The sequence below is a fragment of the Nocardia sp. NPDC051750 genome (assembly GCF_044453135.1).
Lineage (GTDB): Bacteria > Actinomycetota > Actinomycetes > Mycobacteriales > Mycobacteriaceae > Nocardia.
The window spans coordinates 1,269,553-1,293,698 of the sequence record NZ_JBITCK010000002.1 but is presented as its reverse complement, the minus strand read 5'-3'; the positions used below and the strand labels follow the sequence as shown (position 1 = coordinate 1,293,698).

The window sequence follows — 24,146 nt, the reverse complement described above, 5'->3', positions numbered from 1 at the left end:
CGTGACCCCCGAGCCGCCGCAGGGTCGCTGTTCGAGCCTGCGGCACCGCGGAGCAGGGCCTGTGCGACGCCACGGCCGGTTTGCGTACCGCGGGTGCGGCTGCCACTATCACCTGCCGTGTAGTGCCGGGCCCGGGTAGCGCCGGCACCGGTTCGCCGACCGGCGGCAAAAGCAACGTGCGATACGGAGTTGAGTTCATGCTCAAGGGTTTCAAAGACTTTCTGATGCGCGGCAACGTCATCGACCTCGCTGTCGCCGTGGTGATGGGCACCGCGTTCACCGCGATCGTCAGTTCGGTGACCAAGGGTGTGCTGGAACCCCTGCTGGCCGTCCTGGGCGGTAACAGCCACCTCGGTTTCGGTGTCACCCTGATCGCGGGCAAGCCCGCGACCTTCATCGCACTGGGCCCCATCATCGGCGCCGCCATCGATTTCGTGATGGTCGCGGCGGTGCTGTATTTCGCGCTCATCCTGCCGATGAAAACGGTGCAGAAGCGGTATCTGGCCCGCAAAGGCGCCGATTCGGACAAGCCCGTGCCGACCGATACCGAGCTGCTGATCGAGATCCGCGATCTGCTGGCCGCGCAGGCGGCCCGGGAGAAAGAATCGGCACAGATCCATTCGCCCTCGGCCTGACCCGGAACCCGCGGGCAACCGGTTCGGATCACGCACCGTTACGCGGGTACGGTCAGGATCTTCAGCACCTCGTCCGAGTAGTAGAACGGCTCGAGGCGCTCCCGGAGGAGACCTTCCAGCACCCCGTCGCGCTTGGCGGCCTCGACGACCGCGGGTCCGTACCGCAGGATCTCGGTGACGATATCCTCGCCCGTCAACCCCAGTTCGCCGAGCACGGCAGCCAGGGTGTGCTCGCGATATTTCTCGTGGAACACCTGCACGCATTCGGCCACCAGCAGGCCGAAGTACTCCTTCTCCCGGGTGGTCACCGCGATCCGGTAGCAGAGCCGGACCAGCTCGTTGAGGTCCTGCTTGGTCAGGTATTCGCGCAGACCGCTGATCGGTTCGTCGGCGTGCAGATCCCAGAATTCCATCGTGGCGTCGTGCACGGGGGCGTCGCGCAGCATCTCGCGGATCGCGTTGTTGGTCCGTTTGAGCGCGTACATGGCGCCCTTACCCGCGATATCACCCAGGATCGTGTTGCTCTCGGCGGCCTTGCGGGCGCGATCGGCCGCGGACTGGCCGATCGACATCAAGGTCCCCATCCCGGGGATCTTCTCCGCCCGCTGCCGATTGGCCTCCACGAAATCGCCGACCAGTTTGTCCACGAATTTGGAGGCCACCGTGGCCACCAGCGGGCTGTCGGTGAGCCGTTCCAGAACCCGCTCCTGGGTCTGGTGCATATCGACGATCTTCTGCAGCAGCGCCTCGACGGGTTCGCGTTCGACGAGTTCGCCGAGCGTATGGTCCTCGTTGGCGGCGATACTGTCGTAGATCGCGTCGGCGAACACCCCGACCGTATCGGCGAGCACGGCACTACCGCCGACCTTGTCGACGACCGTGGCCACGGTGGTTTCGAGCTGTTCGACCTCCACCACATCCCCGGCGTTCACGGTGGCCGCCACGTCCAGGACGGCCGCCACATCGCGGGCGACGACTTCGGCGAACCGGTCGCCACTGACCTCGTCCAGCAGCCATCGCACCTGGGCGTCGAGCAGCCGGTCGGCGATGACACGGGCAGCCGCGTCAGCGGTTTCGCTCATAGGTCCATCCCTTGTTCTCCGGCGCGGGGGCCGGCGGGATCACGACCCTTCGCCCTCGTGCAGGGAGGTACGAATCTGTTCCAGACGTTCCCGCGCGGCCTGTTCACGCGCTTCCCACTGTTGCTCGGCGCCGCGGCCGGCCGGGGTCTGCCGATCGAGTTCCCGGGTGCCGAACGCGGTGCCGATGCGCCGCTCGACCTTATCGCGTAGCGAACCGAACGTCGGCACACCGCTCGAGGTGTAACCACCCGCGGTCCCACCGGCGGCGGCCGAATCAGCGACTGCTGCGCCGATACCACCGGTGACCTGCGACGATGACCCGAAATCGGCGGCCGCACCATAGCCGGGAGGCATATCGGTGCCGGGAATCACACCGGTGGCCGGGCCGCTCTGCCCGGTTTCGGACAGCAGCCGGGTGACCGCTTCGTACAGGGGCGCCAGGTTCTCCCGGCCCGCCGTGGCGACGACCAGTACGGCCAGCAACTGTTCGTCGGGCAGGGCCGCCAACCGCGCGGCGAGCGCGCCCGGATCGCCTGCGCTCGGTTCACTCATACGACCAGCCTACGACGTCCGGTCCGTCCGTTCGGACGGACCGGAACTCCGTTGCCCCGCAGGCACAAACTCCCTTGCCCCGCAGGCACAGCCGGGCGCAGACCGGGCACGGCCGGAGCGGATGCGGCGGCACGCTTACGAACGGATCACCGCGCCGACTGCATCCGCGGCGGCGGCCACCGCGGCGTCGCGGGCGGCACTGGCCTCGTCCTCGGTGAGGGTGCGGTCGGTCGCCCGGAACCGCAGCGCGTAGGTGAACGATTTACGGCCTTCCCCGGCTTGTGCGCCCTCGTAGACATCGAACAGCGCGATGTCCTCGAGCAGTTCGCCACCGCCGGACCGCAGGGCCGTCTCGACCGCCGCCGCCGGGGTTTCCGCCGGCACCGTGACCGAGACATCCTGCAGTACAGCGGGGAACGGGGAAATCGCCGGCGCCGGCCGGGATTCGACCAGCGGCAGGGCATCCAGGTCGAGTTCCACCGCACAGGTACGCGGCGGCAGCCCGGACCGTTCCAGCACACCGGGGTGCAGCTCGCCCGCGTATCCGACGACCGTGCCGTCCACCACCAGTTCGGCGCAGCGACCGGGATGCCAGGGCAGGTACTTTCCGGGACGGCGGTCGATCCGGACCCCGGCGGCCTCGCCGATCACATCGGCCAGGGCGAAGGCATCGGCGGCTTCGGCGGCCCGGCCCGGCCCCCACGGGCCCCGGGGTTCCCGGCGGCCGGTCAGCACCAGGGCCACATGCTGCGGTTGTTCGGGCAGCGAGTCCAGCAGCTCGGTGACCTCGGCATCCGTCGGGCGGCGGTCCACCGGCAGCGGTGCCACCGGTTTGGTCTCCGGCCCGGGCAGGACCACCTGGGCGATCCCGTAGAGCGCGAGATCGCGGGCGCCGCGGGAGATATTGCGGGCGGCGACCTCGAGCAGCCCCGGCAGCAGGGTGGTGGCCAGTTCGGCGCGCTCGACATCCAGCGGGTTCAGCACCCGGGTGGTCGTGCGGCGCGGGTCGCCGGCTTCCAGCCCCCAGGTGTCGAAAACGTCCGCGGGCAGGAAAACCGGGGGCAGCACCTCGACGCAGCCCGCGAAGGCCAGCGCCCGGCTCACCGCGCGGCGGCGCCGCTGGACCGCGGTCAGGCCGCGGCCGGCCGGGGCCTGCGGGAGCACCAGCGGAATCTGTTCCAGGCCCTCCAGCCGCAGCACCTCTTCCACCAGGTCGGCGGGCTGCGCCAGGTCCGGCCGCCAGCTCGGCGGGGTGACCACCAGCTGGCCGTGCCCGCTGGTCTCGTCCACATCGACCTCCACATGGCAGCCGATCTGAGTGAGACGGCGCGCGGACGTGCCGGGCGCGTAGTGGACACCGGCCACCCGGTCGGGCAGATCGATATCGATGCGGATCGGTTCGACCGGCGCCAGGTCGGTGCGCACATCGGTCAGGGCCGGCTCGACCGTCCCACCGGCGATATCGGCGAGCAGGGTGGCGGCGCGGTCCAGCGCGGCGAGGTTGAGTTCCGGATCCACCACCCGCTCGTAGCGTTTACTCGCCTCCGACACCAGTTTGTGCCGCCGCGCGGTGCGGTAGATGAGCAGCGGATCCCAGGTGGCGGCCTCGAGCACCACCTCGGTGGTCTCGGCACTCACCTCGGTGGACGCACCGCCCATCACCCCGGCCAGCGAGACGACCCCGGTGTCGTCGGCGATCACCACATCCTCGGGATCGAGTTCCCGTTCGCTGTCGTCGAGGGTGCGCAGCTTTTCCCCGGCCTGCGCCCGGCGGACCACCAGGCCACCGGCGAGTTTCGCGGCATCGAACGCGTGCAGCGGCTGGCCGAGCTCGAGCATCACATAGTTGGTCACATCGACCGCCGGCGAGATCGGCCGCACGCCGGCCAGCAGCAACCGCCGCTGCAGCCACCACGGGCTCACCGCGGCCGGGTCGACACCCGTCACCCGGCGGACCCCGAACCGCGTGCACTGCGACTCCGGCTCCACCCGCACCGGCCACGCCTCGGGACCCTCGGGCAGCGTGCGGACGGCGGGATCGGCGTATTCGAGGTCGAAACCGCAGGCCAGTTCCCGGGCCAGCCCGCGGACTGAGAAGCAGTAGCCGCGGTCGGGGGTGATGTTCAGCTCGATAACGGTGTCGTCGAGGCCCAGCAGCTCGTTGGCATCGGTGCCCGGTTCGGCGGTTCCCGGTTCGAGCACGAGGATGCCGGAATGGTCCTTGCCGATACCGAGTTCGGCGACCGAGCAGATCATGCCGTTGGACACATGGCCGTAGGTCTTGCGCGAGGAGATGGCGAAACCGCCCGGCAGCACGCCGCCGGGCAGTACCACGACCACCAGATCGCCGACCGCGAAATTGGTCGCTCCGCAGACGATCTCCTGGAGCTCGGGCGCTCCGATATCGACCTTGCAGAACCGGATGGGTTTCTTGAACTCGGTGAGTTCGGTGATCTCGGCGACCCGCCCGACCACCAGCGGATGCTCGATCTCACCGCCCACCCGTTCGAGCCGGTCGACCTCCTCGACCTCGAGCCCGACCCGGACGAAGCCGGCGTCGAGCTCCTCCGGTGTCACCGACCAGTCGGGGACGGTGCGGCGGATCGTTTCGGTCAGCCAGGATTGCGCTACTCGCACTGTGACGTTCGCTCTCTCGCTCGGAAGATCAGGACCGGATACCGAAGGGCAGGGTGAACCGCACGTCGCCCTCGACGATGTCGCGCATATCGGGGATACCGTTGCGGAACTGCAGCGTGCGTTCCAGGCCCATCCCGAACGCGAAACCGCTGTATTCGTCGGGGTCGATACCGCTGGCGATCAGCACCTTCGGGTTGACCATGCCGCAGCCGCCCCATTCGACCCAGCCGGCGCCGCCCTTCTTGTCCGGGAACCACACGTCGACCTCGGCCGAGGGTTCGGTGAACGGGAAGTAGTTGGGCCGGATCCGGGTGGTGGTATCGGGGCCGAACAGCGCCCGCGCGAACGCGTCGAGCGTGCCGCGCAGATGCGCCATGGTCAGGCCCTTGTCGATGGCCAGGCCCTCGACCTGGGAGAACACCGGGGTGTGGGTGGCGTCCAGTTCGTCGTTGCGGAAGGTCCGGCCGGGGCAGACGACGTAGACCGGCAGGTCGCGTTCGAGCATGGACCGCACCTGCACGGGCGAGGTGTGGGTGCGCAGCACCTGCCGCGACCCCTCCGGCGCGATATGGAAGGTGTCCTGCATGGTGCGCGCGGGGTGGTCGGGCAGGAAGTTCAGCGCATCGAAGTTGAAATGCTCGGTCTCCACCTCGGGGCCCTCGGCGACCTCCCAGCCCATCGCGACGAACACATCGGCGATCTGCTCGGAGATCACGGTGATCGGATGCCGGGCGCCGACCGGACCGCGGTCGGCCGGGAGGGTGACATCGATCGCCTCGGCGACCAGGACCGCCGCATCGCGTTCGGCGAGCAGGATGCCCTGCCGCTCCTCGAAGGCCCGCGAGACCCGTCCCCGCGCGATATTGACCCGTTTACCGGCGTCGGCTTTCTCGGACTTCGGCAGGCTGCCCAGCGACCGCTGCGCCAGCGAGATCGCCGATCGGCCGCCCATATGCTCGGTTTTGGCGGCGGCGAGGGCGTCCAGATCGGCGGCGGCCGCGAAGGCTTTCTCGGCGGCCGCGGCCGCGGCGGCCAGGGCTTCCTCGGTGAGCGCGGATTCCTGCCCGCCGGTCGCTGCGCCTGCGTCGGTGTCGTCGGCCACGGTCTACTCGTCTCTCCCCTAGGCATCTGTGAGCGGACCCCGGTAGGCCCCGGCGCCCGTATTGCTGCTGGTGGAATCGTATTCGATGGCCGGTGCCCGGTTCACGCGGATATCCCCCGGCGATCACTGCCCGCTGCGCGGACACCTCGAACCGGTAAAGTCCTCTGCGATGACGAACGCCCCGACCCGCACCGAGACGCTCGCCGGACGTGCCCGCCGGCAGGCGATCTGGCTGCTACCGCTGCTAGCGGTGATCGTGACGTGGGTATGCATGTCGCGACCCATCGATCCGTTCCGCGCCATCAGCGGGGAGTACATCGACCTGGAGGTGTACCGGCTCGGCGTCGAGGAGTGGCGCGCCGGCGGTGACCTCTACGGGCATCTGCCGGAAACGGCCGCCGATATCAGCCTGCCGTTCATCTATCCGCCGTTCGCCGCGCTGGCCCTCGGTATCTACGCGCTGCTGCCGTGGGCGACGGCGGTGATCGCCTACCTCGCGGTCTCGGTGGGTGCCCTGGCCCTGACCCTGTTCCTGGTGGCGCGGCAGTTGTGGCCCCGCCAGGATCAGCGCAAACTCGCGCTGGTGGTCTGCGCGACCGCCACCCCGCTGGCCCTGCTGCTGGAACCCGTGTGGTCGACCCTGGACTTCGGCCAGGTCAATCTGATCCTGATGGGCCTGGTGGCGGCCGATTGCCTGACGCGCAATCCGCGCTGGCCGCGCGGCATGCTGCTCGGCATCGCGGCCGCGATCAAACTCACCCCCGCCGCGTTCGTGCTGTTCTTCCTGATCCGCAAGGACTACAAGGCCGCGGCGACCGCCGCGATCAGCGGGGCGGTGGCCACGATCATCGGCTTCGCGGTGATGCCCGACGAATCCGTGCGGTACTGGTTCGGCGGCTTCGGCAATGTGGGCGGGCTGAGCGGGTCGGAGTTCCAGACCAACCAGTCCATCCAGGCCGTGCTCGCGCGCTTCGAGATCACCGGCACCCTGGCCACGGCCCTGTGGCTGCTGGCCGCGGTGGCACTGGTCGCCCTGGCCGTGGTCGCCATCCGGCGCACCGGCGCCCCGCCGATGATCGCCCTCGCGGTCAACGCGGTGGTCGCGCTGTTGATATCGCCGATCTCCTGGTCACACCACTGGGTGTGGGTGGCGCCGACCCTGCTCGCGATGGCCGGTTACGCCACCACACGCCCCTGGCAGCAGGCCCGCGGCTGGTATGCCGCGGCGGCCGCCACCGCGGTGGTGTTCGTCCTGGCCGAACACAATGATCTCCCCGGCAACGACGGGCGGGAGCTCGACTGGTCGGTGTGGGAGAAAGTGGTCGGCAACGGATACGTCTGGTTCAGCCTGCTGCTTGTCGTGCTGTACGCAAGCACGGCAGGACGCCGGTCGCGCGCCCTGCCCCGGCCCGTCCCCGCCGGCGCAGAAGACGACACCCTGGTGACGGTCCCCGAACGCTGATCGGCGGCCCACCCGCGAGCGCGCCGCCGATCACCGGGTCGCGTTATCCGCGCCGGACGGGCCCCGGCAGCAGTACCGCCGCCAAGGCCCCGGCCGCCACGATCCCCGCGCCCACCCAGACCGCGGGCACCAGGCCGTCGACGTATCCCTGCGGGTCGGTGTAGGCGCCGTAGGAGGCGAAGACCGAGGCCAGTACCGCGATACCCATGGCCACCCCGACCTCACGCACCGTGTTGTTGGTGCCCGAGGCCACCGAGCGGTCCGCCTCCGGTACCGCGGCCATCACCACGGTCGCCAGCGGCGCGAATGTGAGTCCCATCCCGACCCCGGCGAGCAGGAGCGGGGCGACGAAGGAGCTGTAGCCGAGGTCGACCGTCGTGATCGCGGCAATCCAGGCCAGCGCCGCCGCCAGCATCACCTGCCCGGTCACCAGCAGGACCCGGGCGCCGACCCGGTCGATCACCAGGCCCGCGAGCGGTGCCACGACCATCGGGGCCATGGTCCACGGCGTGGTGCGGATACCGGATTCCAGCGGGCTGTAGCCCTGCACCACCTGGAAATACTGCGCGAGCAGGAAGATCGCCCCGAACACCCCGACGGAGAACGCGAAGGCGACCACATTCGCGACGCTGAAGGCCCGGATCCGGAACAGGCGCGGTGCCAGCATGGGCGCGGCGGCCCGGTGTTCCCAGCCGATCAACGCCGCCAGCAGGATCGCGCCGCCCAGGAGCGCACCCAGCACACCGAACGAACTCCATCCGTCGTCCGCGCCGTGCACGATCCCCCAGACGATCGCGACCACTCCGGCCGACGCCAGGACCAGCCCCAGCGGGTCCAGCCGGCCCGCGCCGCCGCGTGCGTCGCGCAACGCCCAGGCCACCAGCGGCAGGACCAGGATCCCGATCGGCACGTTCACCCAGAAGATCCACTGCCAGCTCAAACCGTCGACGACCGCGCCGCCGAGCAGCGGTCCCAGGGCGACCCCGAGTCCCGCGATCCCGCCCCAGATCCCGATGGCCGCGCTGCGCAGGCGTTCCGGCACGGCGCCGGAGAGCAGGGTGAGCGATAGCGGCATCACCGCCGCGCCACCGAGCCCCTGCACCACCCGGGCCGCGACGAGCATGCCCGGATCGGTGGCCAGCGCGCAGGCGGCGGAGGCGAGGGTGAACAACGTGATACCGCCGAGGAAGATCCGGCGCCGGCCCAGCCGGTCGCCGAGCGCGGACGCGGTGAGCAGCAGCGCCGCGAACGACAGCGTGTACGCGTTGACGAACCACTGCAGATCGCTGAGCGAAGCGCCCAGTTCGGTGCGGATCACCGGCAACGCATTGGTGACCACCAGGTTGTCCAAGGTGACCATGAACATCGGAATTCCGACCGCCGCGAGGACGGCGGCCAGTGGCCGGCGCGGCACTCCGGTACCGCGACTCGGCTCGGCCGCGGTGTGTGCAGGAGTGACAACCGGGGGCGATATCAGCTGTTCAGTCATATCGAAATCCTTGTTGTAATTGAATGATAACTATCTCACTGCCAACGGTATGCATCGACTGATAACATGTCAACAGCCGAGAAGAACCACCGAGGAGGACCATGCCGGAATCGACCAGGACCAGGATGACCGCCGAGGAACGCGGCGCCCAGGTATTGGCGGCCGCGGTCGCCGCCTTCGCCGAAACCGGCTACACCGCCACCCGCACCGACGAGATCGCTCGCCGCGCGGGCGTCTCCCAGCCGTACGTCATCCGCCTCTTCGGCTCCAAACAGCGACTGTTCCTGGCCGCGTTCGGGCAGGTCTGCGATCGGATCGAAGCCATCTTCACCGAAGCCGCGGCCGACGCCGGCGACCGCGAACCGATGAGCGCGATGTCCGATGCCTACGACCAGTTCCTGGCCGACCGGGACCTGCTCCAGCTACTCCTGCACGGCTTCGCGGCCGGGGGCGATCCGGAGATCGGCCCGGTCGCCCGCGAGCGATACGGCCGGATCTATCGCCTGGTCCGTGAGCTGACCGGCGCCTCGGTCGCCGATGCCCGCCGATTCTTGTCGTCGGGCATGCTGCTCACCGTGATGACCGCGTTGCGCGTCACCGGACCGGGGGCCATCGCCGCCGACTGGGCCGAAGAGATCCTCACCGACCTGTACGAGCACGGCAGCTGAACCCGCGGCCCGACCGCCCGCCGTCCGAGCCTACGGAAGCGCCCTCCGGCCCAGAGGCGCGCACGTATCATCCACAACTGTGGGGATCTGGATGAAGTCACCGAAATTGACCGCCTCGGAAACGATTACCTGGAAGCGGCTGGCCAACCGGACACAGTCCGCTCACCGCGCGGTCGGCGGCAGGCTCTACCTCACCGGCGAGCGCATCCTGTTCGAGCCGTCCCATTTCGACGCACTCACCGGCGGCCGGTCTTGCCATATCGCCCTCTCGGATGTGGCCGCCGTCGGCACGGAAGCGCCCAGCGGCAACAAATTCGACGGCGGCATGCGCACCCGGCTCCGGATCGACCTCCGCGACCGAAGTACCGAACTGTTCGTCATCAACCGGGTGAACGATGCGGTCGACGTCCTGCAACGCGCCGTCGCCGACCGGCGTAGCTGACCGGACGCTTCCCGTCGGCTATCGGTCCGCGTACCGCACGCGGGAATTCGCGTACAGGCAGATCGCGGCGGCCGTGGCGAGATTCAGGCTTTCGGCCCGGCCCCTGATCGGAATCCGGATCCGGTGCCGGGCCCGGCGCGTGACGTCCGGATCGAGACCGTGGGCTTCGTTGCCGAACAACCAGGCGACGGGCCCGGTGAACACGTCGCCGGCGTCGTCGAGGTCCAGCTCGCCGTCGGCCGCGGTGGCCACCGTGGCGATCCCGGCGGCTTCGATCCGGTCGAGCACCGCATGGGTCTCGCGATCCCGGGCGATCGGCACGTGGAAGAGACTGCCCGCGCACGAGCGCACACATTTCCCGTTGTGCGGGTCGACGCTGTCCCCGGCCAGCACCACCGCGTCCGCACCCACCGCGTCGACCACCCTGATCAGGGTCCCCGCATTCCCCGGATCCGCTATCCCGACCGGCACCGCCAGTATCCGCGGCGTCTCCACGCCGGTCGCCACGATGCGTTCGAGCGGCACATCGACCAGATCGCAGACCGCGACCAATCCGGGTGGTGTGACGGTCTCCCCCAGCGCCTGCGCGGCCCGATCGGTGACGAGCGTGGTCCGCACCCCCGCGGCCGCCGCCCCGGCGATAAGGGCATGCTCCCGTTCGGCGCCGTCCGCGGAGTAGAACAGTTCACGGACGCGACCGGTGTCCACCGCCGCCTCGACCGAGTTGGCACCCTCGGCCAGGAACTGCCCCGCCTTCTTCCGCGCCGCCCCCCGGTGCAGCTTCGCGGCGGCGACGACGCGGGAATTGCGCCAGTCGATGGCTTCCTGTTGACCACGCACCCGTAGATCGTAGTGCGGGGACCCATGGGACATCGCCACACTGCCGCTGCCACCCGTCGGCTCCGGCGGGACGATCGACCGCGCCGGCCCAGCGGCGGCTACGCGCGATCGGTCGAGTACGTCCGCAGCGCGTCAGGAGCCGATGTCCAGCAGGTGCAGGATTTCTTCGCCGTCGGCATGCTGTGCCATCTCGTCGTGTCGATGGACGCGGACCAGGTGGACGCCCCCTGGGCGAAGACGCTCTCGTCCGGAGTTGTGTTTTCTGTTGTGTTCCGACGTTCAGATCGGCCGCCGGGCCCGCACCCGATGACAACAGGCCGAGACCCGCAAAGCCTGAGGTACCCGCACGGTGACCACCGTGCAGCCCGCCCGGGACCGTTTCCGATGATGCCTCTATTATAGAGGCATGGAGACTTCCCCGATCCTTTCGGCATGGCAGTCCGGGAACACGGAACAGCTGGCACAGACGTCCACCGCGGAGCTCGTATTCTCCAGCCCGGTCGCGGATTACGCCGGGCGCGACGCCGCGTTGCACATGATCCGGCTGATTTCCGAGGTCCTCGAAAATCCCGGCCAAACCCACCGATGGAGCGATGGGCCGGAGGCGTTCTCCCGATTCACGGCACACGCCGCGGGCGACGAGGTGCAGGGCGTCCTCCACGAGGAACGCGACCCGGCCGGTCGACTGGTGCACGTCACCTTGTTCCTCCGGCCGTATTCCACACTGCGAGCGGCCATGGGCGCGATGCGAGACCTACTGGACCGGTCCCCCCTCCCCGCACAATCCAGCTGAGCCGGATCCGCCGTGTCCTCGATACCCGAACCCGGAAATCCGGTCCGTGGATCCGCCACCGGACGACCGATCATGGCCCTGCTCGACCTCATCGGCCGCCGCTGGACGCTGCGCGTGCTCTGGGAACTCCATCGCGCGACCGGACCGCTCACCTTCCGGGAACTCCGCGCCCGATGCGACGACATGTCCTCCAGCCTGCTGACCCGCCGGCTACACGAACTGAGCGAGACGCATATCGTCGAGCGGGCCACTGCCGGTTACACGCTGACCGAGCTGGGAAATGCGCTGATCGACCATCTGCAACCGCTGACGGCCTGGGCGGAGATATGGGCTGCCGACATGAAGGAAGCCTCTGGCTGAACGTGTGACATTCCGGACCGGCGGCGGGCCAGCGGCCCCGAGCGTCGTCGTGCATCCCATGGCCGCGTAAAGCCGGTTCGAACAGGACGAAGGCCCCCTCCCGGAGGAGGGGGCCTTCGAGACAGCCGGACCGGGTCCGGCGGGGGAATCTACGACTCAGGCGGCCGGGGCGTTGACGTCCGCGGGCAGCGCGGCCTTGGCGACGGCGACCAGGCCGGCGAACGCTTCGGCGTCGGAGACGGCCAGCTCGGCGAGGTTCTTGCGGTCGACCTCCACACCGGCGGCCTTCAGGCCCTGCACGAAGCGGTTGTAGGTGATGTCGTTCGCGCGGGCCGCGGCGTTGATCCGGGCGATCCACAGCTTACGGAAATCACCCTTGCGGGCCCGGCGGTCCCGGTAGGCGTAGGTGAGCGAGTGCAGCTGCTGTTCCTTGGCCTTGCGGTACAGCCGCGAGCGCTGCCCACGGTAACCCTTGGAGGCCTCAAGGATGGAACGGCGCTTCTTCTGAGCGTTGACGGCCCTTTTGACGCGTGCCACTGGTCAGTCCTAATCGATCTTGGGGGTGCCCGTCGTGCGCACCCGAGTGGGTCGGTTCATCGGCGTCCGGTCGCGTGTGCGGTACCGGACGGTATCTGCCCCGGGAAGGGAATCAGATACCCAGCAGCTTCTTCACCCGGCGGACGTCGGCCGGGGCGACGGCCTCCGTGCCTTCCAGACGACGAGTCCGGCGGGAGGACTTGTACTCGAACAGGTGCCGGCGGTTGGCCTGCTGACGGCGCAGCTTGCCCTTACCGGTCACCTTGAAACGCTTCGAAGCGCCGCTGTGGCTCTTCATCTTCGGCATGGCAACCTCAATCTGTGTCGTGCCCGCGCAGGGGCGGACCAGGTGTACTGATCAGCGTTATTGCAGGCTCGACGCAATAGCGCTGCGGCGTGCGCCGCGGTTGTGTGCGGCTCGACGCCGCAGTGTGCACGGCTACGCCGTTGTTATTGCGCGACCGGCCGACCGGCATTCGGGGCCGCGCCGGGCTGCGACCGGACCGAATCCTCGGCGGCCTTGGCCCGCGTCTTCGCACCCTTGTGCGGGGCGAGGACCATCGTCATGTTGCGGCCGTCCTGCTTGGCCGAGGTCTCGACGAAACCCAATTCCGCCACATCGGAGGCCAGCCGCTGAAGCAGCCGGAAACCGAGTTCGGGCCGGGACTGCTCGCGCCCCCGGAACATGATGGTGACCTTGACCTTCGACCCGGCTTCCAGGAACCGCACCACATTGCGCTTCTTGGTCTCGTAGTCGTGATCGTCGATCTTGGGCCGCAGCTTCTGTTCCTTGATCACGGTCTGGACCTGGTTCTTCCGGGACTCGCGCGCTTTCTGCGCGGTCTCGTACTTGAACTTGCCGTAGTCCATGATCTTGCAGACCGGCGGACGGGCGTCCGGTGCGACCTCTACGAGGTCGAGGTCTGCCTCCAGGGCGACGCGTAGTGCATCTTCAACACGCACGATCCCAACCTGTTCACCGCCGGGTCCGATGAGCCGGACCTCGGGAACACGGATGCGATCGTTGATGCGGGTCTCAGTGCTGATGGGGCCTCCTAGGTCTAGCGGTCTCGTTCGACGACCGCTCGAAATGAACCCCTGGTTCAACACGAAAGCCCCGGTGCGGTATTTCACCGCCACGGGGCCCGATGTCGACCGGCGCACGCAGGCTGGACGCCTACGCCACAACCTCGTCGTGCGAGATCGTGAACCCACCCTCCAGGGCGGGTGACCGGACCGTTTCACCAGGCGATCACTCGCCGGCAACGGTGGGAGTCGGGCTCCACTTGTTTGCCCCGGACAGGCCCGGGGCGGTCGTCGCCGAAAAGTTTAACAGTTCTCCGCCGGATCAACGAATCGCGCTACCGCGGCCGGTACGGAAACCGGTTGCCCGCACCCGGCACGCCTGCCAGGCTCGACACTCGTGAGCAGCCGACGTGACCTGCTGCGCTGGCAATTCGACCTGGTCTGGTCGCTGTCCCAGCTGCATTTCGAGGTCCTGACCGACGACGATACCCACTGGGCGCCCGCGGAAGTGATCTGGACGGTCCACCGCGGCACGGACGGGAGGTGGCGGCCGGATTTCGCCGATACCGAACCCGAACCCGTCCCGGCAACCACGATCGCCTGGCTGACCTGGCATATCGGCTGGTGGTGGAGTTCGGCAATCGCGCACGCCGAGGGAAAGTCGATTCCCGACCGCACCGAGGTCCACTGGCCGGGCGACACCACTGCGGCACTGACCTGGTTGAACGAACTCCGCGCGCGCTGGCTCCACATCCTCGACGGCTGCGACGACACGGAGCTCGAACGGGCCACGTCCTACCCCTGGCCGGCAGATGCCGGACTCACCGTCGCCCACTTGGCGGCCTGGGTCAATGTGGAACTGCTGAAAAACGCGACCGAGATAGGCCAGTTGCGGATCCTGCGCGCGGCAGGATCCGCGGGCCCCGCCGGATCACTCGGCAGCTGAGCGCCGCAAGGCCTCGACCGCAAGTTCCGCGACGGTGTCGCGGGCGGCACGGAGGACTGCAGCGCAGTGCCGACGCCGCATCCTGGCCCGACAGGGCGAGCGACGTCGTGCACCACCCTGCCGTCGCACCGTCCAGGCTTCCCGCGGCGGTCTCCCAGCAGACCCGCAGCCGCCTATCGACCGCATGCCGCTCGAGATGTTGCCGAGGCGACCCGGCCCCGGCCGACCCCCGCGGCACGCGGTATCCGCACGGCCCGCCGATCAGCGTTTCGGAAAAGAGTCGCGCGGCACACATCACCCGCGGCCCGGCCGGGTCACCGCTCGGGGCACGCCTAGTCTGAACTGCATGACCGAACAGCCCGATACCGACGTGCGCGAACTGGCCGATATCCCCGCCGTGGAGGTGATCAGCCGCGCCGCGGTGATGCTGATGAGTTCGGCCGCCGAAAAGCTCGGGCTCAGCGACGCCGACCCGGAGAACAGCCCGCACCGCGATATGGACGAGGCGCGGCGCGTGATCACCGCGCTGGCGGGGCTGATCACGGCGTCGGTGGAATACCTCGGACCGCATGCCGGACCGCTGCGCGAGGGCCTGCAGTCGCTCCAGAAAGCCTTCCGCGAGAGTTCCGCGGTCCCCGACGCCCCCGGAGCCGGCCCCGGCGAGAAATACACCGGCCCGGTCCACTGACCTGCCCCAGGCCGGCAGCACCACTGGTGGAGCGAGGCACCGATCACCTGGACTGCCACGCCGGGACCAGTACACCGTCCCGTTCCGCGCAGGCAGTCGGCTCCCACATCGGTCCGGCAGACACCGGCCGCGACCGCCGAGCCGAGCACGACGGTCGCGGTGCGGAACCTGTCAGCGCAGTGCAGCCGCCTTACGTGCCAGACGTTTCGCTTTCTGCGCATCCGGTGCTTTCGCGGCGGTCTTACTCGTTTCCGCCGGCGCGGCGGTCTTCGCTGTTTTCTTCGCTGCCGGCGCCTTCTTCGCCGCGGCCTTCCGCGGTGCGGCATCCGGTGTCACCGCGCCGCCGCCCTTCGACGCCGATCCGGTGGCCGCGGGCTGCTCCAGGATCTCCTTCAGGAACTGCCCCGTGTAGCTGTCGGGGGACGCGGCGATGTCCTCGGGGGTTCCCTCGGCGACCACCGTGCCGCCGCCGGAACCGCCTTCGGGACCCATATCGATCACCCAGTCCGCGGTTTTGACGACGTCCAGGTTGTGTTCGATGACGATCACCGTATTGCCCTTGTCGACCAGGCCGTTGATCACCGCGAGGAGTTTGCGGATGTCCTCGAAATGCAGGCCCGTGGTGGGCTCGTCGAGGATGTAGACCGTGCGGCCGTTGGAGCGTTTCTGCAGTTCGGCCGATAGTTTCACGCGCTGTGCCTCACCACCGGACAGCGTGGTCGCGCTCTGCCCGAGCCGCACATAGCCCAGCCCGACATCGACCAGTGTGGCCAGATAGCGATGGATCGAGGTCACCGGTTCGAAGAATTCGGCGGCCTCCTCGATCGGCATATCGAGCACCTCGGCGATGGTCTTGCCCTTGTAGTGCACCTCCAGGGTTTCCCGGTTGTAGCGGGCACCCTGGCAGACCTCGCACGGGACGTAGACATCCGGCAGGAAGTTCATCTCGATCTTGAGGGTCCCGTCGCCGGAGCACGCCTCGCACCGGCCGCCCTTCACATTGAAGGAGAACCGCCCGGGCTGGTAACCGCGGACCTTGGCCTCGGTGGTGGCCGCGAACAGGCTGCGGATCTTGTCGAACACCCCGGTGTAGGTGGCCGGGTTGGAGCGCGGGGTCCGGCCGATCGGCGACTGGTCCACTCGCACCAGTTTGTCCAGCTGGTCGAGCCCGTTGACCCGGGTGTGCCGGCCGGGGACCTGTCGCGCGCCGTTGAGTTTGTTGGCCATGACGGTCGCCAGGATGTCGTTGACCAGCGTGGATTTACCGGAACCGGACACACCGGTGACGGCGGTGAGCAGACCCAGCGGGAAGGCCACATCGATCCCGCGCAGGTTGTTCTCGGTCGCCCCGACGACGGTGACGCGCCGTTTCTTGTTCATCGGACGCCGCATCAGCGGGAGCTCGATCCGCTCCCGGCCGGAGAGGTAGGCGCCGGTCAGCGAATTCTTGTCGGCGAGCAGCTCCGAATACGGCCCGCTGTGCACGACCTGACCGCCGTGCTCGCCGGCGAACGGGCCGATATCGACGACCCAGTCCGAGGCGCGGATGGTGTCCTCGTCGTGTTCCACCACGATCAGGGTGTTGCCGAGGTTCTTGAGCCGCGTCAGCGTTTCGATGAGCCGCCGGTTGTCCCGCTGGTGCAGGCCGATCGACGGTTCGTCCAGCACGTACAGCACGCCGACCAGCCCGGAGCCGATCTGGGTGGCGAGCCGGATGCGCTGCGCTTCCCCACCGGACAGCGTCGCCGCAGCCCGGGACAGAGTCAGATAGTCGAGCCCGACATCGAGCAGGAAACCCAGCCGGGCCTGGACCTCTTTGAGCACCTGACCGGCGATCGCCGCCTGCCGCTCCCCCAGCGTCAGCGCGTTCAGGAACTGGGCGCAGTCGCGAATGGACAGCTCGCTGACCTCCGCGATGGATTTGCGCTCCGCGTCCGAGGCGAGCGTGACCGCCAGGATTTCCGGCCGCAGCCGCGCCCCGTTGCACACCGGGCACGGCACATCGCGCATATAGCCCTCGTAGTGCTCCTTCATCTGCTCGGAATCGGTGTTGTCCAGCCGCCGCTGCAGGAACGGCATGACGCCCTCGAAATCGGCGTAATAGGAGCGTTTGCGGCCGTATCGGTTGGTGTAGACGATATGCACCTGATCCGAACTGCCCTCGAGCACCGCTTTACGCGCCCGCGGCGGCAGTTCCCGCCACGGGGTGTCCAGATCGAATCCCTGGGCGGCGGCCAGGCCGGAGAGCAGCCGCACGAAATACTCGGCACTCTGCCCGCGCGACCACGGTGCGATCGCGCCCTCGGCCAGGCTCAGTTCCGGGTCGGGAACGACGAGTTCCGGGTCCACCTCTTTGCGGATACCGAGACCGGTGCAGTCGGGGCAGGCGCCGTAGGGCGAGTTGAACGAGAAGGATCGCGGTTCCAGATCCTCGATATCGAGGGGATGCCCGTTGGGGCAGGCCAGTTTCTCGGAGAAGCGGCGCTCGCGATCGTGCGCGTGTTCGTCGCGGTCGACGAAATCGAGGACGACGATCCCGTCGGCCAGGCGCAGCGCGGTCTCGATGGAATCGGTGAGACGCTGTTTGGCAGTCGGTTTGACGGCGAGGCGGTCCACCACCACCTCGACATCGTGTTTCTCCTGCTTCTTCAGCTTCGGCGGATCGGTGAGCGGGTACACCACGCCGTCCACCCGGACCCGGGCGTAACCCTGCGAGTTCAACTGGTCGAAGAGGTCGACGAACTCGCCCTTGCGGGTGCGCACCACCGGAGCCAGCACCTGGAACCGGACGCCGGGCTCCATGGCCAGCACCTGGTCGACGATCTGCTGCGGAGTCTGCTTCGCGATGAGTTCCGAACACACCGGGCAGTGCGGGACACCGGCGCGGGCGTAGAGCAGGCGCAGGTAGTCGTGCACCTCGGTGATGGTGCCGACCGTGGAGCGCGGGTTGCGGTTGGTGGATTTCTGGTCGATCGAGACCGCGGGTGAGAGGCCCTCGATGAAATCCACATCGGGTTTGTCCATCTGCCCGAGGAACTGCCGGGCATAGGCGGACAGCGATTCCACGTACCGGCGTTGCCCCTCGGCGAAGATCGTGTCGAAGGCCAGGCTGGACTTCCCCGACCCCGACAAGCCGGTGAAGACGATCAGACTGTCGCGGGGTAGATCGAGGTCGATCCCTTTGAGGTTGTGCTCCCGCGCGCCGCGGACAGTCAGGCGTTCCGCCACCAGGTGGGTCCCTTCTCGTATCGTTCGTCGCCGCGCCGGAGGCGCGTCGTCAAGTGTCGCGCCGGAGGCGCGCCCGTGAATACCGTTCGATGGAGCCGCCGCGACCGGTCCACTGGTCGTGGGCCACAGCGCGGAGGACAGCCGCATCGGCCGGGCCGGACCTGCCGGTTCGGGCCGCAGATGCGTCCGCGGTGATGCTAGGACGAGCCACCGACAAGTTTCGCCGGACAACCGGCCACCGGCGGATACGGGGCACGTCCACGGGCTGCGCGGGACGTGCCCGCACGGCATCCCCCGGGAACCGGCACACCGGCTGCGCCGGCCGGACGGGCTCGCTCCCCCAGCGTAGGCCAACGAGCGGCGCCACCGGGGCGTGTCACCGATCACGATGATGGACGGGACCACGCCGTCCCGGCGCCGCCGGAGCCGGGACGGGCAGGCTCAGCGTGCCGACCGCGCGGGCTGCCCGGCCCTCACTCAGGCGGCGGCGTGCGACCCGGGCGCCAGCACCACCATGGAATTGTTGCCACCCATCCCCAGCGACAGTTTGGCGGTGAGCCCCGGCTCGGCGGCGGTGGCACCGTCGAGCATGCGGTGATGGGCCGGCGCGACCGCGGGCGGCGCCGGGATGACCCCGCGTTCGTAGCCGAGTGCCGCCGCGGCCAGTTCCACCGCACCCGAGGCCGCCTGGCAGTGTCCGGCCAGCGGCTTGATCGAGTACACCGCGGGCCGGTCGGCGAAGACCCGGGTGAGCAGGTCGCGTTCGGCACGGTCGCACTGGGCGGTGCCGGTACCGTGCGCGTTCAGATAGCGGATATCCGCGGCGTCGACACCGGCGTCGGCCAAGGCCAGGCGCACGCACTCCACGACCCGGTCGTGGCTCGGCTCCAGCGAAACCACATGGTGGGCCTCGTTGTTCATCGCACCACCCAGTACCGTTGCGTAGGCCGGGACCGGATCCCGGGTGAGCACGAACGCGACAGCCGCCTCCCCCACACTGAACCCGCGGCTGCCCTCCTGGAAGGGCCGGCAGCCGTCCAGCGATTCGGTATCGACCACCGCGGCTCCGAGCGCGCAGAACTGGCGGACCAGCTCGGGCGTCGCCGACAGATCCGAGGCCACACACACCACATCGTCCACCAGTCCGGCGGCGAACCACAGTTGCGCCTGCACCATCGCCACATTCGCCGAACTACAGGCGGCCGAAACACCGATGACCGGCCCGGTGAAACCGAACGCCTGATTGACCACCGAAACCGGCGTGGAGGGCAGCAGGCGCAGAAAATCCCGGCCGCGGAAATCCGTACCGCCGGGCCCGGAGAACGCCAGCCAGTGCCGGACATCACCCAGCACGGCCGCATTCACCAGCCCGACCCGTGGCCCGGGCGACCAACCTCGATCCTGCGCGTCCGCTACGGCCTCGGCGACCGCGGCAAGCACCGCGCGCCCGTATCGGGTGCCGTCCGCCCCGGTCGCGGCGCCGTCGTCGGGAACCAGCGCCACCCAGCCCCCGGTCGTGGGATCCAGGCCGTATCCGGGCTCGAAACGCGCCGCCGGCACGCCGCTGAGCAGACCTTCCCAGAGGGTCTCCCGCCCCCATCCGTACCCGGTGACGGCACCGATCCCGGTAATCGACATAAGATCGGTAGTGAGTCCGGTGCCCACCATGACTTCTCCCTCCCGGCCCCCGGTTGTCCGGCCCCGCCGGGAACACGTTGTGGCGTGATCATCGGAGAAATCACGTCCGCACTATCGATTCTATGCGTGTGGATACCCGAGTTATGCCGTGTTTGAATGTCCGGGTCAGCCGACAAGGGGGTTGGTATGGGAGAGCGCAGGGCCTCCGCCGCCGAGCAACTCGCGCATCGGTACCGCTCCCTGGTGGAGCATTCCCCGGACGGAATCTGCGTCCACGAACGCGGCATCGTGGTCTATGCCAACCCCGCCGCCCTGCGGATCATGGGCGCGAAAAATCTCGCCGAGGTGCTGGGCCAGCACATCGCCCGGTTCGTTCACCCCGACTCCCGGCAGTCGATGTTCGAGCGGATCGCGGCCCTCACCGCGACCGGCGTAGCCACCGAACCCACCGAGATGATCCTGCTCGCATTGGACGGCCGCGAGGTCCCGGTGGAAACGGTCTCGGTGCTCACCGCCTGGCACGACCGCCTCGCCTACCAGGTGGTCATCCACGACCTGTCCGCCCAGCGCCGCGCCGAGCGCGCCCAGCTCCGCGCCGAGCAGCACTTCACCACGGTGGTGGCGCAACTCGAGGAGGGGGTGGCCGTGATCTACCAGGACGGCACCATCGCCTCCGCCAATCCCGCCGCCCGCCGCATTCTCGGGATCGATGAACGGATACCGGTGGTCGGACGCAAGATCGCCGATCTGCCGCTGGAGTGGCTGGATGCCAACGGCGCGCCGATGTCGCGCGCCCGGCACCCGGTCGCGCGAACCCTCGCCACCGGCGAGACGATCACCGGCTTCGTCTTCGCGGTGGGCCGCCCGGACGGCCAGCGGCGCTGGCTGGCTGTGTCGAGCCGGCTGCTGAACCCGGACGAACAGGGCGTCGCGGCAGTGTGTTCGTACACCGATATCACCGAATACCTGGCCGGCCGCCGCCAGCTCGAATACCAGGCCACCCACGACCCGCTGACCGGCCTGGCCAATCGGTCGCTGATCCTGTCGCAACTGTCGGGCGCGCTGACCGCCAGCAGCGCGCACCGGCGGGTGTCCACCGTGATGTTCATCGACCTCGACGGCTTCAAATCGATCAACGACACGATGGGTCACGCGATCGGCGATACGGTGCTGCGCATCGTGGCCCACCGGCTGCGGTCCGCGCTGCGCGCCGAGGACTTGGTAGGCCGGCTCGGCGGTGACGAATTCCTCGTACTGCTCGGCGGCCGGCCCGGCGACGAAGAACTCGAACCCCTGGTCCAGCGGCTGCGTGCGGCCATGGCCGAACCGATCGTCGCGCGCGGCCACCGGATCGCGGTCAATGCCTCCATCGGGGTCACCACCCTCGAGCCCGGTGACACCCGCACCCCGGAAGCGGTGCTGCACGATGCCGATATCGCCATGTACGAGGCCAAACCGCTGGGACAGCGCGAGGCGGCCCAGAGGCACAGCCGCCGCGGCGACAACACCAACGTCTCCTGACAACAGCCACCGGACCAGCGGGAACGTCATGCGATCGGCACCCGCAGTAGACTCGACAACTCTGTGCGCACCACAGCATCACCGATGTGCACCGCAGCGTCGTGTTTCGCCGAGCTTGTCCCGCCGTGGGTGAGAAGGAGCCAGAACTTGCCCGACAACCGCACCCAGGAACGCCCCGACGCCCTGGACTCCGCCGAGTTGCCGCCGGATGCGGCGACACGAGATATCGAACAGGAGCAGGCGTACCTGTCGGTGCTGTACGACCGGCTGGACGGTATGCGCGCCTACGCCGACCAGCGGCTGCGCACGGTGCTGCTGGAAACCGGGGGCACCCCGCAGGCCCGCACCGAACGGGAATCGTTCACCCACCTCTACACCGAGGATCTGGCCAAATACGATGCCGCCGAGCACGGTCTGTGCTTCGGCCGCATCGACATCACGGACGGCGACGAGGGGCCGGAGCAGCGCTATATCGGCCGCCTCGGCATCCTGGACGAGGACAACGACTACGAGCCGTTGCTGCTGGACTGGCGGGCCCCGCTGGCCCGGCCGTTCTACCTGGCCACCACCGCCGCCCCGGACGGGGTGGCGCGGCGGCGGCATATTCGCTCCCGCAACCGCCGGGTCACCGCGGTCAACGACGAATACCTCGATCTCGACGCGGCCCGCCGCGCCGGCGCGACCACCTCCGACGGCGGTGTCGGCAGCGAAAGCGCACTGCTGGCGGCACTGAACGCCGCGCGGACCGGGCATATGTCCGACATCGTGGAAACCATCCAGAGCGAACAGGACGCGATCATCCGCGCGGAGCACAAGAGCGTGATGGTCGTGCAGGGCGGGCCGGGCACCGGTAAGACCGCGGTCGCGCTGCATCGCGCCGCGTTCCTGCTCTACACCTACCGTCAGCAGCTGGCCAAGAGCGGTGTGCTGATCATCGGGCCCAATGCCACGTTCCTGGACTACATCGGCCAGGTGCTGCCCTCGCTCGGTGAGACCGGGGTGCTGCTGTCCACGATCGGCAACCTGTATCCCGGGGTGAAGGCCACCCGGGAGGATTCGCTGCGCGCCGCGGAACTCAAGGGATCACTGCAGATCCTCGATATTCTGAAGAACGCCGTCCGGGACCGGCAGCAGGTCCCGCGCGAACCCATCACGCTGAGTTTCGACGGCTATCCGGTCACCCTCGACCGCAAGATCGTCACCAGGGCTCGTGGGCGCGCCCGCTCGTCCCGCCGCCCGCACAACCTGGCGCGGCCGATCTTCGTCTCGATGGTGATCGAGGCACTCACCGACCAGCTGGCGGAAACCATGGGCGCCGACCCCCTGGGTGGCGGCCGCAGCCTGCTCAGCTCCGCCGATCTCAGCGAGATCAGCGATGAACTGCGCGCCGATCAGAAGATCGTCCGAGTCCTCGCCGACCTGTGGCCGCTGCTCACCCCGCAGCAGGTCCTGGGCGATCTGCTCGCCGACGCCGAGCGCCTCGACCGCGCCGCCGGGAAGATCCTCGGCCCGGCCGACCGGGCCGAACTCCTGCGTACCGGAACCGGTGAGTTCAGCGCCGCCGACGCCCCGCTGCTCGACGAACTGGCCGAACTACTGGGCACCGACGACGCGGAGGAGCGCGAGCGCGCCCGGCGCCGCTGGCGCGCCCAGCTCGCCGAAGCCCAGGATGCCCTGGACATCCTGACCGGTTCCGCCCCGCAGGACCTCGAGGACGAACTCGACCCGGAAATCCTGATGGCCTACGACCTCATCGATGCGAGCCAGCTCGCCGAACGACAGCAGGTGCGCAACCGGCAGACCACCGCCGAACGCGCCGCCGGCGACCGGACCTGGACCTACGGCCATGTGATCGTCGACGAGGCGCAGGAACTGTCGGAGATGGACTGGCGCATGGTGATGCGCCGAATCCCGAACCGGTGGGTCACCGTGGTCGGCGATATCGCGCAGACCGGCGCCCCGGCAGGCGCGAACTCGTGGGAGCAGATGCTGGAGCCCTATGTGGCCAAGCGGTGGAAGCGCACCGAGCTGACGGTGAACTACCGCACCCCGGCCGAGATCATGGCGATCGCGGCGGATGTCCTCGCCGCCGTCGACCCCGCCGCCCAGGTGCCACGGTCCGTCCGGGAAACGGGCCGGGTCCCGCGGGCCCACCGGGTGCCGCCCCCGCAGATCGGGCCGACACTGGCCCGGCTGCTCGCCGAAGAGCACGGCCCCGGAACCGCGGCCGTGCTGGCTCCGGCCGAGAACCTCGGCGAGCTGGCCCATCTGGAAACCGAATCCGTGCGGGTGCTGACGGTGACCGAAGCCAAGGGCCTGGAGTTCGATGCGGTGTATCTGGTCGAACCCGGTGCGGTGATCGCCGATTCGCCGCGCGGCCGCAACGATCTGTACGTCGCGCTGACCCGCGCCACCCAGCGGCTCACCGTAGTCCACAGCACCGATCTCCCACCCGAACTGCACCGCTTGGCGCGCTGACCCCCGCTACACAGACGCCGCG

General features: G+C 68.9%; 21 protein-coding genes. 10 read left to right on the top strand and 11 right to left on the bottom strand.

The window, feature by feature from the left end; translation table 11 throughout:
- The first annotated feature begins 197 nt into the window (after nucleotides 1–197).
- Nucleotides 198–635, top strand: a complete 438-nt coding sequence (gene mscL / locus ACIA75_RS13430; RefSeq protein WP_397103323.1) for a large conductance mechanosensitive channel protein MscL — start codon at nucleotides 198–200, stop codon at nucleotides 633–635.
- A gap of 38 nt (nucleotides 636–673) precedes the next feature.
- Here mscL and ACIA75_RS13425 read toward each other — a convergent pair whose 3' ends face one another.
- From ACIA75_RS13425 to pheS, 4 genes are all read right to left on the bottom strand, one after another.
- Nucleotides 674–1,717 (bottom strand): hypothetical protein, encoded by a 1,044-nt coding sequence (locus ACIA75_RS13425; RefSeq protein ID WP_397103321.1) that lies wholly within the window; start codon nucleotides 1,715–1,717, stop codon nucleotides 674–676.
- Nucleotides 1,718–1,756: 39 nt separating this feature from the next.
- A complete protein-coding gene (locus ACIA75_RS13420; RefSeq protein ID WP_397103319.1) occupies nucleotides 1,757–2,269 on the bottom strand; it encodes a hypothetical protein in 513 nt (170 codons plus the stop codon).
- Between the two features lie 135 nt (nucleotides 2,270–2,404).
- Entirely contained in the window at nucleotides 2,405–4,906 is a 2,502-nt protein-coding gene (pheT, locus tag ACIA75_RS13415; RefSeq protein WP_397103317.1) for a phenylalanine--tRNA ligase subunit beta, read from the bottom strand.
- 28 nt (nucleotides 4,907–4,934) lie between these two features.
- Nucleotides 4,935–6,008: a phenylalanine--tRNA ligase subunit alpha gene (pheS, locus tag ACIA75_RS13410; RefSeq protein WP_397103315.1), complete on the bottom strand. Its 1,074-nt coding sequence runs from the start codon at nucleotides 6,006–6,008 to the stop codon at nucleotides 4,935–4,937.
- A gap of 169 nt (nucleotides 6,009–6,177) precedes the next feature.
- Here pheS and ACIA75_RS13405 point away from each other — a divergent pair, with 169 nt between their 5' ends.
- The gene (locus tag ACIA75_RS13405) at nucleotides 6,178–7,470 is read left to right on the top strand and encodes a glycosyltransferase 87 family protein (protein WP_397103313.1); all 1,293 of its coding nucleotides are present in this window, start codon (nucleotides 6,178–6,180) and stop codon (nucleotides 7,468–7,470) included.
- A 43-nt stretch (nucleotides 7,471–7,513) separates the two neighbouring features.
- On the opposite strand, the gene ACIA75_RS13400 is transcribed toward ACIA75_RS13405, so the two are convergent.
- Entirely contained in the window at nucleotides 7,514–8,959 is a 1,446-nt protein-coding gene (locus tag ACIA75_RS13400) for a DHA2 family efflux MFS transporter permease subunit (protein ID WP_397103312.1), read from the bottom strand.
- Nucleotides 8,960–9,060: 101 nt separating this feature from the next.
- Between ACIA75_RS13400 and ACIA75_RS13395 the strand changes: the two genes are divergently transcribed.
- Together ACIA75_RS13395 and ACIA75_RS13390 are read left to right on the top strand one after the other, a co-directional pair.
- A complete protein-coding gene (locus ACIA75_RS13395) occupies nucleotides 9,061–9,627 on the top strand; it encodes a TetR/AcrR family transcriptional regulator (RefSeq protein ID WP_397103310.1) in 567 nt (188 codons plus the stop codon).
- 91 nt (nucleotides 9,628–9,718) lie between these two features.
- Entirely contained in the window at nucleotides 9,719–10,069 is a 351-nt protein-coding gene (locus ACIA75_RS13390; protein WP_397103308.1) for a hypothetical protein, read from the top strand.
- A gap of 18 nt (nucleotides 10,070–10,087) precedes the next feature.
- Here the strand turns inward: ACIA75_RS13390 and ACIA75_RS13385 are convergent, their stop codons facing one another.
- Entirely contained in the window at nucleotides 10,088–10,942 is an 855-nt protein-coding gene (locus ACIA75_RS13385; protein WP_397103306.1) for a TrmH family RNA methyltransferase, read from the bottom strand.
- A gap of 373 nt (nucleotides 10,943–11,315) precedes the next feature.
- Between ACIA75_RS13385 and ACIA75_RS13380 the strand changes: the two genes are divergently transcribed.
- Both ACIA75_RS13380 and ACIA75_RS13375 read left to right on the top strand, forming a co-directional pair.
- Nucleotides 11,316–11,702, top strand: a complete 387-nt coding sequence (locus tag ACIA75_RS13380; protein WP_397103304.1) for a hypothetical protein — start codon at nucleotides 11,316–11,318, stop codon at nucleotides 11,700–11,702.
- Nucleotides 11,703–11,714: 12 nt separating this feature from the next.
- Complete coding sequence (locus ACIA75_RS13375; RefSeq protein ID WP_397103302.1) at nucleotides 11,715–12,062, top strand: winged helix-turn-helix transcriptional regulator; 348 nt, start codon at nucleotides 11,715–11,717, stop codon at nucleotides 12,060–12,062.
- A gap of 156 nt (nucleotides 12,063–12,218) precedes the next feature.
- On the opposite strand, the gene rplT is transcribed toward ACIA75_RS13375, so the two are convergent.
- From rplT to infC, 3 genes are all read right to left on the bottom strand, one after another.
- Entirely contained in the window at nucleotides 12,219–12,599 is a 381-nt protein-coding gene (gene rplT / locus ACIA75_RS13370) for a 50S ribosomal protein L20 (protein WP_033245214.1), read from the bottom strand.
- Nucleotides 12,600–12,711: 112 nt separating this feature from the next.
- Nucleotides 12,712–12,906 (bottom strand): 50S ribosomal protein L35, encoded by a 195-nt coding sequence (gene rpmI, locus ACIA75_RS13365; RefSeq protein WP_033245213.1) that lies wholly within the window; start codon nucleotides 12,904–12,906, stop codon nucleotides 12,712–12,714.
- 143 nt (nucleotides 12,907–13,049) lie between these two features.
- Nucleotides 13,050–13,691, bottom strand: coding sequence for a translation initiation factor IF-3 (infC, locus tag ACIA75_RS13360; protein ID WP_397103510.1), 642 nt, complete (start codon nucleotides 13,689–13,691; stop codon nucleotides 13,050–13,052).
- Nucleotides 13,692–14,022: 331 nt separating this feature from the next.
- On the opposite strand from infC, the gene ACIA75_RS13355 reads away from it, so the two are divergent.
- Both ACIA75_RS13355 and ACIA75_RS13350 read left to right on the top strand, forming a co-directional pair.
- Nucleotides 14,023–14,571, top strand: a complete 549-nt coding sequence (locus ACIA75_RS13355; RefSeq protein WP_397103299.1) for a DinB family protein — start codon at nucleotides 14,023–14,025, stop codon at nucleotides 14,569–14,571.
- Nucleotides 14,572–14,917: 346 nt separating this feature from the next.
- Complete coding sequence (locus ACIA75_RS13350; protein WP_397103297.1) at nucleotides 14,918–15,259, top strand: DUF1844 domain-containing protein; 342 nt, start codon at nucleotides 14,918–14,920, stop codon at nucleotides 15,257–15,259.
- Nucleotides 15,260–15,430: 171 nt separating this feature from the next.
- Here the strand turns inward: ACIA75_RS13350 and uvrA are convergent, their stop codons facing one another.
- Together uvrA and ACIA75_RS13340 are read right to left on the bottom strand one after the other, a co-directional pair.
- Nucleotides 15,431–18,487 (bottom strand): excinuclease ABC subunit UvrA, encoded by a 3,057-nt coding sequence (uvrA, locus tag ACIA75_RS13345; protein WP_397103295.1) that lies wholly within the window; start codon nucleotides 18,485–18,487, stop codon nucleotides 15,431–15,433.
- A 477-nt stretch (nucleotides 18,488–18,964) separates the two neighbouring features.
- Complete coding sequence (locus ACIA75_RS13340; RefSeq protein ID WP_397103293.1) at nucleotides 18,965–20,155, bottom strand: beta-ketoacyl synthase N-terminal-like domain-containing protein; 1,191 nt, start codon at nucleotides 20,153–20,155, stop codon at nucleotides 18,965–18,967.
- Between the two features lie 156 nt (nucleotides 20,156–20,311).
- Between ACIA75_RS13340 and ACIA75_RS13335 the strand changes: the two genes are divergently transcribed.
- Together ACIA75_RS13335 and ACIA75_RS13330 are read left to right on the top strand one after the other, a co-directional pair.
- The gene (locus ACIA75_RS13335) at nucleotides 20,312–21,646 is read left to right on the top strand and encodes a diguanylate cyclase domain-containing protein (RefSeq protein ID WP_397103291.1); all 1,335 of its coding nucleotides are present in this window, start codon (nucleotides 20,312–20,314) and stop codon (nucleotides 21,644–21,646) included.
- A gap of 147 nt (nucleotides 21,647–21,793) precedes the next feature.
- The gene (locus ACIA75_RS13330) at nucleotides 21,794–24,124 is read left to right on the top strand and encodes an ATP-binding domain-containing protein (RefSeq protein WP_397103289.1); all 2,331 of its coding nucleotides are present in this window, start codon (nucleotides 21,794–21,796) and stop codon (nucleotides 24,122–24,124) included.
- The last annotated feature ends 22 nt before the right edge of the window (nucleotides 24,125–24,146 follow it).